Source organism: Vibrio sp. ArtGut-C1 (genome assembly GCF_002105475.1).
Lineage (GTDB): Bacteria > Pseudomonadota > Gammaproteobacteria > Enterobacterales > Vibrionaceae > Vibrio > Vibrio diabolicus.
On sequence record NZ_NCTH01000004.1, the window covers coordinates 215,151 to 229,562 of the forward strand.

At 45.4% G+C, this 14,412-nt stretch carries 19 protein-coding genes; 11 read left to right on the forward strand and 8 right to left on the reverse strand.

What is annotated here, in order from left to right; all coding sequences use genetic code 11:
• Nucleotides 1-184 precede the first annotated feature (184 nt).
• The 3 genes from B7360_RS05520 to B7360_RS05530 form a co-directional block, all read right to left on the reverse strand.
• Nucleotides 185-1,318, reverse strand: coding sequence for a flagellin (locus B7360_RS05520; protein ID WP_085342888.1), 1,134 nt, complete (start codon nt 1,316-1,318; stop codon nt 185-187).
• 149 nt (nt 1,319-1,467) lie between these two features.
• On the reverse strand, nt 1,468-2,370 hold the full coding sequence (locus B7360_RS05525; protein ID WP_085342889.1) for a Dyp-type peroxidase: 903 nt from the start codon (nt 2,368-2,370) through the stop codon (nt 1,468-1,470).
• Nucleotides 2,371-2,415: 45 nt separating this feature from the next.
• A complete protein-coding gene (locus B7360_RS05530) occupies nt 2,416-2,901 on the reverse strand; it encodes a DUF2919 domain-containing protein (RefSeq protein WP_012841521.1) in 486 nt (161 codons plus the stop codon).
• Nucleotides 2,902-3,044: 143 nt separating this feature from the next.
• Between B7360_RS05530 and B7360_RS05535 the strand changes: the two genes are divergently transcribed.
• Complete coding sequence (locus tag B7360_RS05535; RefSeq protein ID WP_085342924.1) at nt 3,045-3,398, forward strand: DUF2956 domain-containing protein; 354 nt, start codon at nt 3,045-3,047, stop codon at nt 3,396-3,398.
• A gap of 3 nt (nt 3,399-3,401) precedes the next feature.
• A complete protein-coding gene (locus B7360_RS05540; RefSeq protein WP_085342891.1) occupies nt 3,402-3,734 on the forward strand; it encodes a DUF4156 domain-containing protein in 333 nt (110 codons plus the stop codon).
• A 34-nt stretch (nt 3,735-3,768) separates the two neighbouring features.
• Here B7360_RS05540 and B7360_RS05545 read toward each other — a convergent pair whose 3' ends face one another.
• The gene (locus B7360_RS05545; RefSeq protein WP_005380433.1) at nt 3,769-4,056 is read right to left on the reverse strand and encodes a helix-turn-helix domain-containing protein; all 288 of its coding nucleotides are present in this window, start codon (nt 4,054-4,056) and stop codon (nt 3,769-3,771) included.
• Between the two features lie 292 nt (nt 4,057-4,348).
• On the opposite strand from B7360_RS05545, the gene B7360_RS05555 reads away from it, so the two are divergent.
• The 4 genes from B7360_RS05555 to B7360_RS05570 are packed head-to-tail and all read left to right on the forward strand — an operon-like array spanning nt 4,349 to nt 6,767.
• Nucleotides 4,349-4,699, forward strand: a complete 351-nt coding sequence (locus tag B7360_RS05555) for an ArsC family reductase (protein WP_047008853.1) — start codon at nt 4,349-4,351, stop codon at nt 4,697-4,699.
• A gap of 18 nt (nt 4,700-4,717) precedes the next feature.
• Nucleotides 4,718-5,854, forward strand: a complete 1,137-nt coding sequence (dapE, locus tag B7360_RS05560; protein WP_085342893.1) for a succinyl-diaminopimelate desuccinylase — start codon at nt 4,718-4,720, stop codon at nt 5,852-5,854.
• A gap of 14 nt (nt 5,855-5,868) precedes the next feature.
• On the forward strand, nt 5,869-6,567 hold the full coding sequence (locus B7360_RS05565) for a M15 family metallopeptidase (protein WP_085342895.1): 699 nt from the start codon (nt 5,869-5,871) through the stop codon (nt 6,565-6,567).
• Nucleotides 6,564-6,767, forward strand: coding sequence for a DUF2897 family protein (locus tag B7360_RS05570; RefSeq protein ID WP_012841517.1), 204 nt, complete (start codon nt 6,564-6,566; stop codon nt 6,765-6,767). The genes B7360_RS05565 and B7360_RS05570 overlap by 4 nt, the downstream gene beginning before the upstream one ends.
• Nucleotides 6,768-6,873: 106 nt before the next feature.
• On the opposite strand, the gene bamC is transcribed toward B7360_RS05570, so the two are convergent.
• Together bamC and dapA are read right to left on the reverse strand one after the other, a co-directional pair.
• Nucleotides 6,874-7,893 (reverse strand): outer membrane protein assembly factor BamC, encoded by a 1,020-nt coding sequence (gene bamC, locus B7360_RS05575; RefSeq protein WP_085342897.1) that lies wholly within the window; start codon nt 7,891-7,893, stop codon nt 6,874-6,876.
• An 80-nt stretch (nt 7,894-7,973) separates the two neighbouring features.
• Complete coding sequence (gene dapA / locus B7360_RS05580; RefSeq protein ID WP_012841516.1) at nt 7,974-8,852, reverse strand: 4-hydroxy-tetrahydrodipicolinate synthase; 879 nt, start codon at nt 8,850-8,852, stop codon at nt 7,974-7,976.
• Between the two features lie 476 nt (nt 8,853-9,328).
• On the opposite strand from dapA, the gene B7360_RS05585 reads away from it, so the two are divergent.
• Nucleotides 9,329-9,871 (forward strand): glycine cleavage system protein R, encoded by a 543-nt coding sequence (locus B7360_RS05585; protein ID WP_085342898.1) that lies wholly within the window; start codon nt 9,329-9,331, stop codon nt 9,869-9,871.
• Between the two features lie 16 nt (nt 9,872-9,887).
• Entirely contained in the window at nt 9,888-10,358 is a 471-nt protein-coding gene (gene bcp, locus B7360_RS05590) for a thioredoxin-dependent thiol peroxidase (protein ID WP_005380418.1), read from the forward strand.
• 77 nt (nt 10,359-10,435) lie between these two features.
• Here bcp and B7360_RS05595 read toward each other — a convergent pair whose 3' ends face one another.
• Both B7360_RS05595 and B7360_RS05600 read right to left on the reverse strand, forming a co-directional pair.
• The gene (locus B7360_RS05595) at nt 10,436-11,509 is read right to left on the reverse strand and encodes an AI-2E family transporter (protein WP_006741685.1); all 1,074 of its coding nucleotides are present in this window, start codon (nt 11,507-11,509) and stop codon (nt 10,436-10,438) included.
• Between the two features lies 1 nt (nt 11,510).
• Nucleotides 11,511-11,747 (reverse strand): sulfurtransferase TusA family protein, encoded by a 237-nt coding sequence (locus tag B7360_RS05600; protein ID WP_085342900.1) that lies wholly within the window; start codon nt 11,745-11,747, stop codon nt 11,511-11,513.
• Between the two features lie 257 nt (nt 11,748-12,004).
• Here B7360_RS05600 and B7360_RS05605 point away from each other — a divergent pair, with 257 nt between their 5' ends.
• The 3 genes from B7360_RS05605 to wrbA are packed head-to-tail and all read left to right on the forward strand — an operon-like array spanning nt 12,005 to nt 14,393.
• Nucleotides 12,005-13,456, forward strand: a complete 1,452-nt coding sequence (locus B7360_RS05605) for a M48 family metallopeptidase (RefSeq protein ID WP_012841513.1) — start codon at nt 12,005-12,007, stop codon at nt 13,454-13,456.
• A 16-nt stretch (nt 13,457-13,472) separates the two neighbouring features.
• Nucleotides 13,473-13,823: an arsenate reductase (glutaredoxin) gene (gene arsC, locus B7360_RS05610; RefSeq protein WP_005380410.1), complete on the forward strand. Its 351-nt coding sequence runs from the start codon at nt 13,473-13,475 to the stop codon at nt 13,821-13,823.
• A complete protein-coding gene (gene wrbA, locus B7360_RS05615; RefSeq protein WP_085342901.1) occupies nt 13,824-14,393 on the forward strand; it encodes an NAD(P)H:quinone oxidoreductase in 570 nt (189 codons plus the stop codon).
• Nucleotides 14,394-14,412 lie beyond the last annotated feature (19 nt).

A 14,412-nucleotide genomic window follows, 5' to 3' on the forward strand; every position in this document is an offset into this window, starting at 1 on the left:
TATTAACGGCGCTCAAACTGATTTCTTTAGGGAATTTTTTGGATTTTTTTGGAAAAAGTTCATTTGGAGAAGGAATCGTGATGAAGCAGATAAAAAAGCAAAAAAACGTCAAATTTTCGCTAAAGCTTCTTTTCGAGTTGTCGATACAGGCAGGTTTTACGTTAAATTCGAGCGAGTTCGATCATTAGCCAAGTAAGGTTAATGCTAGGTTGGGCGCTTGTTTTGCTTGCGCAAGAATAGAAGTACTGACCTGCTGCAAAATCTGCTGCTTCACCATTTGCGTGGTTTCTTTCGCGTAGTCAGTGTCTTGGATACGACTGTTGGAAGCGGCTAAGTTTTCGTGGATGTTATCCAGATTATTGATCGCGTGATTAAAGCGGTTTTGATACGCGCCTAACTCCGCACGTTGGCTATCGACAAATTTCATCGCCGTGTCTAGTACAGCGACAGCTTGCTGCGCCCCACCAACGGTTGTGATGTTCAGGTTATTGACCGCATCATAACCTTTCAACGACATCCCAAGCTCACTCGCAAGATCTCCTGAGAATGAAATCGTTCCGGCGGTTTCTTCTCCTGCCATAAAGATCTGTAACTGACCTTTTTCATTCACCGATGCCGTCACTTTGTCGGTTTGACCATTGATATAAGTCGCGAGTTCTTCAATATCATCACCGGCTTTGGCATTGATTTGGATTTTTTCCGTCTCGCCAGAACGGTTGGTGAAAGACATCGTCAGATCATTGGCGTTCTCTTTTACCTGCCAATCAGAATCAGCACGCCCTTGAGCGACATAACTAAAGCCGCCCATTTCCAACCCATCAGTGCGCATCGATTTCAACTCAATCTGTACGGCTTCACCTGACGCTGCACCGATTTGAAATGCCGACTTACCAAAGCTGCCATTGAGCAGTTTACGCCCACCAAAGGAGGTCGTTTCGGCAATGCGGTTTAGCTCATCGTTAAGTGCCGTCACTTCTTCTTGCAGTGCAGTGCGTTCCGCTTTGCTGTTTGAACCATTGGCTGACTGTAACGACAAATCACGCATACGTTGCATGATGTTGGTCACCTCATTCATCGCGCCTTCTGCGGTTTGCATGATAGAAATGCCGTCATTCGCGTTACGAACCGCCACATCCAAACCACGCATTTGTGATTGCAGACGATTGGAGATTTGCAGGCCTGCCGCGTCATCTTTTGCGCTGTTAATACGCTTCCCTGAAGACAAACGCTCCATGGATTGATTCAGCATATCCGTTGCACTGGTCAAATGACGTTGTGCGACAAGTGCTGCAACATTGGTATTAACGGTGATAGCCAAGAGACACAGACTCCAAATAAATTAAGGCTTTGGATACTTATCGACCAAGAAACAGAAAGATTTAGTGTTTTTTGAAAAGAGATTGGAATGAGAGAATAGAAAACAAAAAACCCTCCGAGTGGAGGGCTTTGGAAACTTTTAACTATTAATCACTTAATGGCCAGTTCTGCTAGCATTTCTTGTGAAGGAGCGAAGAAGTACGCACCAGTTACCGCTTTAGTGAAGCGAAGCAGTTGGTCTGTTTTACCGTCGGTTACACCGTACATGCTCTCTAGCATCACTTTGATATTGTGAAGGGTATTGCAGTAAGAGATGAACAGCAGACCGTGCGCACCAGTCACAGTGCCGTATGGCAAGCTATGACGAACAATCTTGAGACCTTTACCTTCTTCTTTAATATCAACTCGACCAACGTGAGATGCTGCCGGTACGTCTTCTAGCTCGATAGAGTCTGGTTTGGTACGACCAATCACTTTTTCTTGCGCTTTGACATTCAAGCGATTCCAAGCGGCAAGGTTATGTTCAAAGCGTTGAGCCATGACATAACTACCTCCAGCAAATGGGCCCTCTTTTACTAGAGCCACATCAGCGCGAGCCTCCCCTTTCGGGTTTTCTGTCCCATCAATAAAGTCTGTCATATCACGAGCATCAAGGTAACGGTACCCATACGTTTCGTCCACAATGGTGACATCTTGCGCCGTCTCTTCTAGAAACTTACGCAGAACATAAAAGTGCAAGTCGTGACGAGTAGAGTGACAGTGAATCAGCACATCAACATCCGTTGCAGGCGCTACGATGTCTCCTTCGCCAAGTTGAGTAAAATCAATAAGCTCTTCTGGCGCGTCTACATTGAGGTGTTGCCAAAACGATTTTGTGAATGCGATAGAAAGGGTCAGCGCCGCGCCTGGCTGGGTAATATTTAACTCTTCCACTAACTTTGGTAGTGCTTTCAGCTTATCCAATACGTTTTCACGGTTTTGGTTCACTTTAAGTTGAGTGTACAGTGCAAATGGCCCTGCTTCTGGCACGATCGCCGTTTGAGCTTGTGACATTGAGGTTTCCTCTATACTTTGCCCCGGTGTGGGAAGTTATTGTTTTTAATTCTTCGAAGGCTGTTCTTCATTGCGCTCCAATTGTGGCACATGAAAACAGTCTTTTACCCATCTTCCATTTAGAAGATAGATCATAAACCAAGCTAATAAGGTAATGGTAAGGGCGTTTGCCCAGTTGAATACACCATGTTCCAGATACACATGATACATGGTCTGAGCCAGTTGGATACCGCACAAGATCAAAGTGATCTCTCGACCATAGCGAGTAATTCTGTTTACCCATCCTCTATCGGGGTGACGGAGCCCCATCAACCACATGAGAAGCAGGCTTGGAATGCCCATAGCCAAACCCAAATACAGCGTACTTGAGTCTGGGTAAACAATAGCGAGTAGCTTACTGCCACTATCACGACTTACGCCTGCCATCGCAAACACAACCCATGAACGCACAAGAAACATCCATCCAAACCATAAAATAATCGGCGCTTTTAAAAATCCATGGGCGTCATATTGGTCAAACGAGTAGCGCACAACATCTTCTTCTTAATGTGATAAAACGCCACTTTAACCTATCATTTCAGAGTTGCAAGCCAGCAAAGATGAGAACTAAAGTTCATTTCATCATCTTACACAGGTAAACTAAACAAAGATTTACAATGACGTTGATGAGAAACATGAAAAAAAGAACTCCAGCTACCCCAGCGCCTTCTCAAGAAACTCAAGCCGAAGCGATGAGAATTGCCAAATCCACGCAGAAACCGGGGCAAACCAAAGAGCAAACCAAGCTTATCGCTCAAGGTATCGAAAAAGGCATCGCTCAATATAAGAAGCAGCAAAAAGAGCGCAATCGTCAAGCCGATAAAGCGAAGAAAAAACAGCAACGTGAAAAACAACGTCAGCATGAAGAGACTATCGAACAAGACAACATCACCGACGATGCGCCAAACCATGTATCAAGAAAACTGCCTTGGATACTGCTCGCTCTGAGCTGGATTGGCTTTGCTGCTTACATAGTATTGGGGAAATAGCTGATGAGACGCCTGTTACTTGGACTTTTTGTCGTACTTCTCTCTGGTTGCACGATGCCTTCTCACCTTACTCATGCTCAAAGCCAAGATGTTCATATTCGCATTGACGCTCAGTTCAACCCTGATCTATGCGAATACAAAGGCGAAGTCACCGGAAGCGAGGGTCATTGGTATAACTACATTTTCATGACCAATGACGCGATGATGCAAGGCGCAATGAATGATTTAAAAAACAATGCCGCGGCTATCGATGCGGACACCGTTTTTATGGTCTCCCCACAAGATTTTATCACCTCATTTAGCGTGCTGGGCTCCGCTTACCGCTGCAATGGATGACGCCTGAATATGAAAAAAGCCAGCAATTGCTGGCTTATGCACGAAATCCAAGACTGCTAGCGATATCTCTCTCCCGCTCTAGAACCCATTGGCTATCAAAAGGTCCCCAATCTGAAAGTTGATAATAGCCGTCATTATGACGTCGGCCATCTTGAACGAATATGAGTTCAATGCCGATCCCAGGTAACGCCTTGAGTACATCTTGAATTGTACGACGAGGCCACCCCGTTTTTTCGATCAACTTTGGCACATTCGGCCTTTCTAGGTTTTCCACCAACAAGGCCAAATATAGCCGCCTTGCAAAAACAGGACTCAATTCCATTGACACCTCCTAAAATTGTGCTGATTCATTATTTCGTTTTTGCTCAGCGAGATGTTGCGTTTGATCAATAACTCGACTTTTCCATTTGATTTAGACGATTTTTTATTCGATTTATAGTGAATTCATCGTAAATAAGTTACGTAACATCAGTTATCTCAATCTATCTGAAAATATTTTCCACCGCATTTTGTCAGTTTGATTGCTTCTTGATAGGATGCTATAGCAGCCCAAATCACTTAAGTGCGTCTTAACCGCGCCAGTGAAAAATAGAACAAAGAAAAAAGGAAACACTATGTCGATTACCATGTTTGGTATTCCCAACTGCGATACGATCAAAAAAGCCAAAAAATGGTTAGAAGCTGAGGATATTGCTTACGACTTCCATGACTACCGTAAGCAAGGCGTTGATGTAGCTATGGTAAGCGAATTTTGTCGCGCTTTAGGTTGGGAACAGGTGCTCAACAAACGTGGCACGACCTACCGCCAACTGACACAAGAACAGAAAGACACGCTTAACGAAGAAAACGCGATCGCTCTTTTGGTAGAAAATCCGGCGATGATCAAGCGCCCAATTTTAAAAGTGAATGATCAACTTCATATCGGTTTTAAAGCTGATCAATACGCTACCATTTTCAACTCTTAAATAAAGGAATACTCAAGGATGACAGACAGTCCAGTATTGGCACTTGCTAAAGATCTGATCAGTAGACAATCTGTAACGCCGGAAGACGCAGGTTGTCAGGATTTGATGATCGAGCGCTTAAAAGCACTCGGGTTTGAAATTGAAGTAATGGTGTTTGAAGACACCACGAACTTCTGGGCTCGCCGAGGTTCAGAAGCGCCACTATTTGCGTTCGCAGGCCACACCGATGTGGTACCTGCTGGCAAACTGGAGCACTGGGATACACATCCGTTTGAACCAACTATTATTGATGGTTACCTACACGGTCGCGGTGCAGCGGACATGAAAGGGTCGCTAGCTGCTATGGTCGTTGCTGTCGAACGCTTCATTGAAGAAAACCCAGACCACAAAGGTTCAATCGGCTTTCTAATTACGTCGGATGAAGAAGGACCATTTATCAATGGTACCGTTCGTGTTGTAGAAACGTTGATGGCACGTGGCGAAAATATCGACATGTGTATCGTCGGGGAACCATCCAGTACCGAAGTAGTTGGCGATGTGGTGAAAAATGGACGTCGCGGTTCTATCACGGGCGATTTAACGGTAAAAGGAACACAAGGCCACGTGGCCTATCCTCACCTAGCCAATAACCCAGTGCACGAGTCTCTACTCGCCATTCATGAACTCGCAACAACCGAGTGGGACAAAGGAAATGATTATTTCCCACCAACCAGCTTCCAGATCCCGAACGTATCGGCTGGCACTGGTGCGTCTAACGTCATTCCTGGCGAGTTCCATGTTCAGTTCAACCTGCGTTTTAGTACTGAGCTTAACAATGACGCAATTGTTCAGCGTGTTACCGAAACACTAGACAAGCATGAGCTGGACTACGACCTAAAATGGACATTCAACGGCGACCCATTCCTGACCGATACAGGCGCGCTGCTAGATGCAGTTGTTGCTGCTGTTGCCGAAGTGAATGATACGAAGCCAGCACTACTTACAACTGGCGGTACGTCTGATGGTCGCTTTATCGCTCGAATGGGAGGTCAAGTCGTAGAGTTAGGCCCTGTTAATGCTACGATTCATAAAGTGAACGAATGCGTGAAAGTGGACGATCTAGAAAAGTTGACTGACATGTACGAGAACACGTTGAAACACCTGTTAGCGAAGTAATCAGCGAGAACACCATGACACCAGAGCAACTCACCGGCACCACAGATTCTCATCTGCAATCCACTTTAGTGGGTCAAAAAGCGTTTCTACTCCACCCTGAAGTAGCTGACGATCTGCTAAAGATGACTGAAGCGGCAACAGAAGCAGGTTTTAAAATGGAAATCGCCAGTGGTTTTCGTGACTTCAACCGCCAAAAAGCGATCTGGAACGGGAAGTTTTCTGGTGAGTTGCCAATTCTCGACGTCAACTCCCGCCCTTTAAACAAAGCAGAGTTAAATGACGAAGAGAAGTTGATGGCCATTTTGCGCTGGTCGGCACTGCCTGGAGGAAGTCGTCATCATTGGGGTTGCGATTTTGATGTCTATGCGCGCAATTTATTGCCTACTGACACCAAACTCAAGCTGGAGCCTTGGGAGTACCTTGAAGGCCACCAGCAAGCGTTCTACCAATGGTTAAAAGCCAACCTTGGTCGATTCGGCTTCTTCTTCCCTTATCAGCAAGATTTAGGTGGCGTTTCGATTGAGCCTTGGCACATCAGCCACCGCACTGTCGGGCAACAGTGCCTCGCGCAATTGACGCCTAATGTGCTCAGAAACCAGCTGATTCAGCAAAATCAGACCGACAACATTGCAGGGATTGACGTCATACTGAATAATTTGGATAACGTCGTTGCCAAATTTATTCACAATATCACGCCGCCGGAGGCTCTATGATAGAAATACTCACCAATCCTTGGGTTATTATCATTGTAGTGCTGAGCGTGGTCATTGGTAACATTGCCGCACTCAAATACACCGCAAAAATGAAGTTTGGTCAGATGGATAAAAGCCGTAAGAACGATTTAGATAAGCTGAACACGTTGGATAAACAGCGCTCCGCTGACGAGGAGAGCAACAAAGACGAGCCTCGTTAGTTACACACCTACTTTATCTCGACACGCAAAATATAAGCATCAAAAAAGGGACCACTGGGTCCCTTTTCAATTATTGTGTAAACGTATCGCGTTAAGTTCGCTTTGGTTACTGCTTCACCGTCGCAGCCAATACAGGCGCTAGTGATTTCAAAAACTCTTCTTCTACTGGCTTACCAGAGGAATCCGTAATATTGATAGACGTACGGTTGCCTAAATCACCAAGTAAGAATGTGTACTTACCAGCGTCTAACGCCACTGGTTTAACGCCGATATCGTTCCAGAATTCATCATCCGGGGACGCATATTTCGCAGTGATTGTGCCCTGAGACTGGCTACGCTCTTCAATCTTAAAGCCCATCTTAGGTAGAATATTAGGCAGACGTTGCCAAAGCATGTTGTATTGCGCACGCGCGACAATCACAGGAAGCCCGCTGCGGTCTTTACCCATTGTAATTGGGATCTGTTTAACCAACTCTTGCGCTTTACGTTGTGCTTCTTCACGTACTTCTTGATCGTAGCGAGCGGTTACCAAGTTCGTCATGAACACATTGTAGCGCTCACGGTTGGTCGCCGTTACTTCTTTCACTTGATTGCCTTCACGCCAGTCAATAAGACTCACTTTAAAGCCGTGTCGACCATTTGCTTCAGCACGCACGATCTCATATCGGCTGCCAATTTCCAGCTCTTCGTCTGGCGAATCCCACGTCACCCAACCCGTCTCGATGCGAGAATCTGTTTGGCTTTCAACTGGTATTTCGTTGGCAGAAACCATGTTTTGTACGGTTTGCCAAACCTTGTCTAGTTCATCTTTACGAAGTAGCCAAAGTGTCACTTCACCATCACTACTGCGGTCCAGACGTGCACCAGGAATAAGCTCTAGGACTTGTTGAGGTGGACGAATGTCGACATCTTTACCTACACCACCAGCATAGTTACCCTGAGGGATCTCATAGTTAGGGTAAAACTGAGGCTGTGCACCCTGTGGGACATTCCACTCACCCAAATTGGGGGAGTTCAAATACTCGAAGTCATCTTTTGCTTGACGACGTTGATTGGCACCACCTGAACAGGCAGTCAATACGAATACAGCTAATGAACTTAACACTAACTGGCTTGAAAGCTTCATCTATACTCCTAAAACACCGAGGGCGCTTTGGCCCCCAGTATGAACTTCAATCCTAGTAACTCAATCTTAATAGCTCAATTTTAATAAATACCGGCGTCGGTTAACGCCTGTTCAACGATCGGCTGCGATTTTTCAGAAAGTGTGGTTAAAGGAAGACGCAAACCACCTTCTTCAATTAAACCAAGCTTTTGCGCTGCCCATTTTACTGGGATAGGGCTTGCTTCAATGAAAAGGTTTTTGTGTAGAGTCATCAAGCGTTGGTTAATCGCTTCTGCTTCTTCGTACTTACCTTCACTTGCCAAATGGAACATGTCTGCCATGTCTTTAGCTGCAATATTGTTCGTTACCGAGATAACACCATTGCCGCCAAGTTTCACAAAATCGAGCCCCGTCGCATCATCGCCACTTAGTAAGATAAAATCTTCGCCACAAAGTTCACGATGAATTGCAATTCGGTCCAAATCGCCCGTTGCATCTTTTAAAGCCACGATATTATCAAGCTTTGACAAGCGTGCCACTGTTTCTGGCTGCATATCAACAGCAGTACGGCCTGGTACGTTGTATAAAATTAGAGGCACATCACTCGCTTCAGCAATTGCCTTGTAGTGCAAGAACAAACCTTCTTGAGTTGGTTTGTTGTAATACGGTGTCACACTCAGGAAGCCAGCAATACCAGAATCAGCCAGTAATTTGCTAAATGTTACTGCCTCGTGGGTTGCATTTGCACCCGTGCCAGCAATCACAGGGATGCGACCGTCGGCAAACTCAACAGTTTTATTAACGACCTTTACATGCTCTTCAATGGTCAGTGTCGCTGACTCACCTGTTGTGCCTACTGCCACAATACCGTCTGTACCCGCTTCAACGTGGTACTCTACTAGCTTTTGCAGACTGTCAAAGTCTACTTCGCCATCTGCTTTGAATGGCGTAATCAGCGCTACGATACTTCCTGAAAACATGTTTATCTCCCTCATTTAACTCTTTCTGCATGGTACTGTAATGCGATTGAAAAACACAAGAGCGTAAACTCGCTTACAAAGTACAAATGAATGAATAATTATCAGTTGTTAGAGGTCTAGCAACTTAATTGCTCTATTTGGTTTGATTAGCGGCAATATTGATAATCGTGTTGGGCTTTCGAGTGGCTTTAGAATCTATCAGTGATTTGGAAAATACTGAAGTGCACAAGCCAGGAAAATATACTCTTTGGTCGTGCTCACCAAGTCAGACCTGAGTGAATAAAAAGACCAAACAACACGCAAGCACATCATGCAAACGTTTTATTCCCCCAACTCCCTCGTTTACTGCTTGCCTCCAATCGTTCACCTCAAGAGCCAACCTGCTTTTTTGTAAACTAAAAAAGAACTGACTCGATATTTCTCCGCAATATCTGTGCTAACATCTCTCTATTGAAGAAAGGACAAGAAGCTCATTTATGAAGCAACATCTGGTACTTACAGCAGTTGGAACGGACCGTCCAGGCATTTGTAACCAAGTCGTACACCTCGTTACTCAAGCCGGTTGTAACATAGTCGATAGCCGTATCGCTATCTTTGGAAGTGAATTTACCCTGATCATGCTCCTAACTGGGAACGCCAGCAGTGTGACTCGAGTAGAGACGCAATTGCCCCTACTTGGCCAAGAGCATGATCTGATTACGATTATGAAGCGTACGGCGGCGCACGAATTGCTCGACAACAGCTACACAATGGAAGTGTTTATTGAGTCTGAAGACCGCCCAGGTCTGACTGAAAAATTTACTAAGTTCTTCGCGGATCAACAGATTGGTTTGGACTCTCTTAGCGCCCAAACTATCAGTAAGTCGAAAATTCAACTTGATGCCGACCAATTCCACATTGCGATTACCGCATCAGTAAGTGCGGATTGTAACTTAATGCAATTACAAGAAGATTTCGATGAACTTTGTCAGTCGCTCAACGTACAAGGTTCTCTGAATTTCATTAAAAACACACTATAAAGTAAAGGAAATCACCATGAATACGCTGACAGCAGGCTCGCCAGCGCCAGCCTTCTCTTTGCTCGACCAAGACGGAAATACCGTTTCTCTTGAAGACTTTAAAGGCAAGAAAGTACTTTTCTACTTTTACCCTAAGGCGATGACTCCGGGTTGTACTACACAAGCAAAAGGTCTTCGTGACATCAAAGCTGAACTCGATGCACACAACGTGGTGGTACTTGGCGTAAGCATCGACCCTGTAAAACGCCTAGGCAAATTCATCGAGCGTGATGATTTAAACTTCACCCTGCTTTCTGACGAAGATCATGCCGTTGCAGACCAATTTGGCGTTTGGGGCGAAAAGAAATTCATGGGTAAAGTATACGATGGTCTTCACCGCATTAGCTTCCTGATCAATGAAGAAGGCGTGATCGAACACGTGTTCAACAAGTTCAAAACCAAAGATCACCACGAAGTCGTATTAAATTACCTCAACGAAAACGCATAAGCGCGATCCGTTCTTCAAATAACAAAAAGCCCAGCAAACTGCTGGGCTTTCTTTTGAGCATTGTACTTTGGTAACGCCTACTCTTGTTCGACTGGTTCGTTTTCTTCCGTACTTGGTAAAGCATGCCATACGGCTTTAACTAGTGTCGCCAACGGAATGGCGAAGAATACGCCCCAAAAACCCCACAAGCCACCGAAGACTAACACTGCCACAATGATGGCAACTGGGTGTAGATTTACCGCCTCAGAAAACAGAACAGGAACCAACACATTACCATCCAGCGCTTGGATAATACCGTAGGCAAGCAGCAACCAATAAAACGGAGGCGCAAGACCCCATTGGAACAGACCAACGATGGCGACAGGCACAGTTACAGCTGCCGCGCCGATATAAGGAATTAACACAGATAGACCGACAGCTACGGCAAGCAGCGCCGAATAGCGAAGATCTAAAATGGCAAAAGTCACGTAACTCACGCCACCCACTATTAAAATCTCGAGCACTTTACCGCGAATGTAATTGGAGATCTGCTCGTTCATTTCATGCCAAACTTTATTCGCCAATTTACGGTTTTTCGGCAAAACACCACTCGCGATTCTTAGCATCTCTTCTTTGTCCTTCAGTAAGAAGAAGATAAGTAGTGGCACTAAAATCAAGTATACCGCTAGCGTCGCAATACTGACTAATGACGCAAGTGAGCCTTTTACTACACTCTCACCAAGTCCCAACGCTTGGTTTTTGGCATTTGTCACCACAGTTTCTACAATTTCTAAGTTTGCTAACTCAGGGTGACGTTCTGGTAGCGTGACAATAAACTTTTGTAACCCGTTGTACATATTTGGAATATCGTTAATTAGATTGCCGACCTGAGTCCAAATCGTCGGAACCAAACCAAACAAAGCGATCAACATCAATCCGACGAACATTAAGATCACGATGATGACCGACAAAGTGCGCGGCACGCCCATGCGACACATTTTTACGACTGGCCATTCAAGTAAATAAGCCAAAACGATCGCGACAAGCAATGGCGCAATCAAATGCCCAAAGAAGTAAATGGTGATAAAACCAAACAGCAAGATCGCGACGAGACTTACTGCATGAGGGTCTGAGAAACGTCGTTTATACCAACGACTAACCATTTCAAACATCTTATGCGGATTCCTTATTGAATACAGTCAATGTGTAGTGCTCTGATGTAGATTGGCAATCCACTAAGTACCCTTGGGCACTGAGATAGTTCACAATGTCTCGTTTAGAGCTGTTATCCACCACTTGAATAACAAGTTGATGATACTGCTGCGTTTCTCCTTGAAAGACTTCAGCAGCGTGACGCTTTGCAAGTAACAGTGCCATAGGGCAACGTTGTTCACGCAAATCAAGTAACATGGATTCCATTGTATTGCTCTGCACTTATGATAGGGTTGTATTGTAACGGCTTTTTGAGCTGGTGCTAGCACTTCTGACATGATTTAACCACATGCTGAAATGACTCGGATATAAAATAATTTACGAAACCAATTCATTTATTTCCGGTCTTATTGCTAGCTTATATCCTCGCGGATAACCAAAACGCATGTGGCGCTGTTGAGAGGTTCTCAGCCTCTAACCACATGCTTATGTATTTTGGAGAACCTTTTAAACGTATGTTAAAACGCACTCGCTCGCTAGTTTGCTTATGTCTTGCAGCTGCAATCAGTTCGCCGACAACTTATGCCAATAGCATTGACTTGCCAGACATTGGTACGGCTGCTGGTGGCACGCTCTCAATAGACCAAGAGTTGATTTACGGCGACGCCTATATGCGTATGCTCAGAGCCAGTAAACCTATCGTTAATGATCCTGTTATCAATGAGTATATTGATGCTCTCGGGCACAGATTAGTAGCCAATGCGAACGATGTAAAAACGCCGTTTCACTTCTTTATGATTCGCGACCGCAATATTAACGCGTTCGCGTTTTTTGGTGGTTACGTAGCGTTGCACTCTGGGTTGTTTCTTCATGCACGTTCAGAAAGCGAGTTAGCCTCTGTTGTTGCTCACGAGATTGCGCACGTCACACAACGCCACCTTGCGCGCAGCATGGAAGAGCAAGCACGTCGCTCTCCGGCCACATTAGCTGCACTCGCTGGCGCATTACTGCTTTCGATTGCCTCACCAGAAGCGGGGATGGCTGCAATTACGGCGGCAACCGCAGGTAACATGCAAAGCCAAATCAACTACACTCGCGCGAATGAAAAAGAAGCGGATCGCTTTGGTATTTCAACACTGGCAAAAGCTGGTTTTGATGTTCAAGCAATGCCACGTTTTTTTGGCCGTCTTGCAGATGAATATCGTTATGCGAGTAAACCGCCGCCAATGCTACTGACTCACCCACTACCTGAAGATCGAATTACCGATAGCCGTGCGCGAGCAAGGACCTATCCACCAATGCGAGTAGTGCCTTCAATAGACTATCACCTAGCGCGTGCGCGCATTGTAGCGCGGTACGCCGGCATTGACGGACAAGCTGCTTTAGGCTGGTTTGAGCGAACTCAAAAGAAAGCCTCTGCGGACATTACACCTGCTTTTGACTATGGGCGAGCACTCGTACATTTAGACAGCAAACGCTTGTCTCAAGCGGAACCTATTTTGAAAAAGTTGCTGGAGCAGGACCCAAGTAACCCGTTCTACCTGGATGCTATGACGGATTTATATATCGAGAAGAAGCAGCCAGAAAAAGCAACCGAGATGCTCCGTAAAGCGTTATCTCGGAACCCTCAAAATAAAGTATTGACCATTAACTATGCCAATGCGCTACTTGAGGACAATAAAAACGATCAAGCCACGCGAGTTCTTCAAAGATACACTCATGATTATCCTGAAGATACAAATGGCTGGCACCTAATATCGAAGAGCTACCACGCGCTAGGACGTAGTGATGAAGAGTTGGCTGCGCGAGCGGAAATTTTGGCGTTGCGAGCAAACTGGAATAAAGCGATTCAATATTATAGTGAAGCAAGTAAAATGGCCAAGTTGGGCAGCTTAGAGCAAGCTCGATACGATGCCCGTATTGACCAACTCATGATCCAAAGAGATCGATTCATGGCATTACAATAACGAAATGGAGAAAACCATGTCAGTCGTGATTTATCACAACCCTCGTTGCTCAAAGAGCCGTCAAACACTTGAACTGCTTGAGCAAAATGGTGTTACACCGGAAGTCGTCAAATACCTAGACACACCACTTAACGTAGATGAGCTAAAAGCGCTGTACGCACAACTTGGCTTTTCATCTGTACGTGAAATGATGCGCACCAAAGAAAGCGAATACAAAGAACTTGGCCTAGGCGAAGACTCTGTTAGCGATGAGCAATTGTTCGAAGCAATGGCGAAAAATCCAAAATTATTTGAGCGTCCGGTGGTAGTTGCCAACGGCAAAGCGAAAATTGGTCGACCACCAGAGCAAGTGTTGGATATTCTATAAATGGATTGCCAGATCCTTATTTTGTATTTCAGCCGTCACGGCTCGACAAAACAACTGGCAAGACAGATAGCAAGAGGAGTCGAATCGACTCCTCAATGCCAAGCAATTTTGCGTACAGTTGAAGAATTGTCACCTCACTCACACTCCCCTTCTGATCCAATTGTTACTCTAGAGGAACTGAAAACGTGCGACGGTCTAGCGTTTGGCAGTCCCGTCTGGTTTGGCAACATGGCTGCGCCTTTAAAGCACTTCTGGGATCAGACTACATCTTTATGGGTCAGTGGTGACTTAATCGATAAGCCAGCTTGTGTCTTTACCTCTTCCTCTTCGATGCATGGTGGTCAAGAAACAACGTTACAAAGCATGATGACCCCTTTGTTGCATCACGGGATGATGTTTTTGGGCATTCCTTATGCCGAACCAGAGTTACACACTACGCAGTCCGGAGGCACTCCGTATGGCGCCAGCAGTGTAGGCCATGAGGCAACCCTCAGCAGTGAAGAGATTCGTCTGGCACAACAATTAGGCAAAAGGCTGGCAACTGCAGCGTTAAAACTAAAAGTCTGTTAGTAAAATCAAGGATAGTTAA

Bases quoted from the DNA above. Each gene is read 5' to 3' on its own strand.
- dapA (WP_012841516.1), bottom strand. From the start codon at position 8,852: ATGTTTTCAGGAAGTATCGTAGCGCTGATTACGCCATTCAAAGCAGAT.
- wrbA (WP_085342901.1), top strand. From the start codon at position 13,824: ATGGATTGCCAGATCCTTATTTTGTATTTCAGCCGTCACGGCTCGACA.
- B7360_RS05525 (WP_085342889.1), bottom strand. From the start codon at position 2,370: ATGTCACAAGCTCAAACGGCGATCGTGCCAGAAGCAGGGCCATTTGCA.
- B7360_RS05605 (WP_012841513.1), top strand. From the start codon at position 12,005: ATGTTAAAACGCACTCGCTCGCTAGTTTGCTTATGTCTTGCAGCTGCA.
- bamC (WP_085342897.1), bottom strand. From the start codon at position 7,893: ATGAAGCTTTCAAGCCAGTTAGTGTTAAGTTCATTAGCTGTATTCGTA.
- arsC (WP_005380410.1), top strand. From the start codon at position 13,473: ATGTCAGTCGTGATTTATCACAACCCTCGTTGCTCAAAGAGCCGTCAA.
- B7360_RS05540 (WP_085342891.1), top strand. From the start codon at position 3,402: ATGAGACGCCTGTTACTTGGACTTTTTGTCGTACTTCTCTCTGGTTGC.
- B7360_RS05595 (WP_006741685.1), bottom strand. From the start codon at position 11,509: ATGTTTGAAATGGTTAGTCGTTGGTATAAACGACGTTTCTCAGACCCT.
- B7360_RS05565 (WP_085342895.1), top strand. From the start codon at position 5,869: ATGACACCAGAGCAACTCACCGGCACCACAGATTCTCATCTGCAATCC.
- B7360_RS05535 (WP_085342924.1), top strand. From the start codon at position 3,045: ATGAAAAAAAGAACTCCAGCTACCCCAGCGCCTTCTCAAGAAACTCAA.
- B7360_RS05545 (WP_005380433.1), bottom strand. From the start codon at position 4,056: ATGGAATTGAGTCCTGTTTTTGCAAGGCGGCTATATTTGGCCTTGTTG.
- B7360_RS05570 (WP_012841517.1), top strand. From the start codon at position 6,564: ATGATAGAAATACTCACCAATCCTTGGGTTATTATCATTGTAGTGCTG.
- B7360_RS05555 (WP_047008853.1), top strand. From the start codon at position 4,349: ATGTCGATTACCATGTTTGGTATTCCCAACTGCGATACGATCAAAAAA.
- B7360_RS05585 (WP_085342898.1), top strand. From the start codon at position 9,329: ATGAAGCAACATCTGGTACTTACAGCAGTTGGAACGGACCGTCCAGGC.
- bcp (WP_005380418.1), top strand. From the start codon at position 9,888: ATGAATACGCTGACAGCAGGCTCGCCAGCGCCAGCCTTCTCTTTGCTC.
- B7360_RS05600 (WP_085342900.1), bottom strand. From the start codon at position 11,747: ATGTTACTTGATTTGCGTGAACAACGTTGCCCTATGGCACTGTTACTT.
- dapE (WP_085342893.1), top strand. From the start codon at position 4,718: ATGACAGACAGTCCAGTATTGGCACTTGCTAAAGATCTGATCAGTAGA.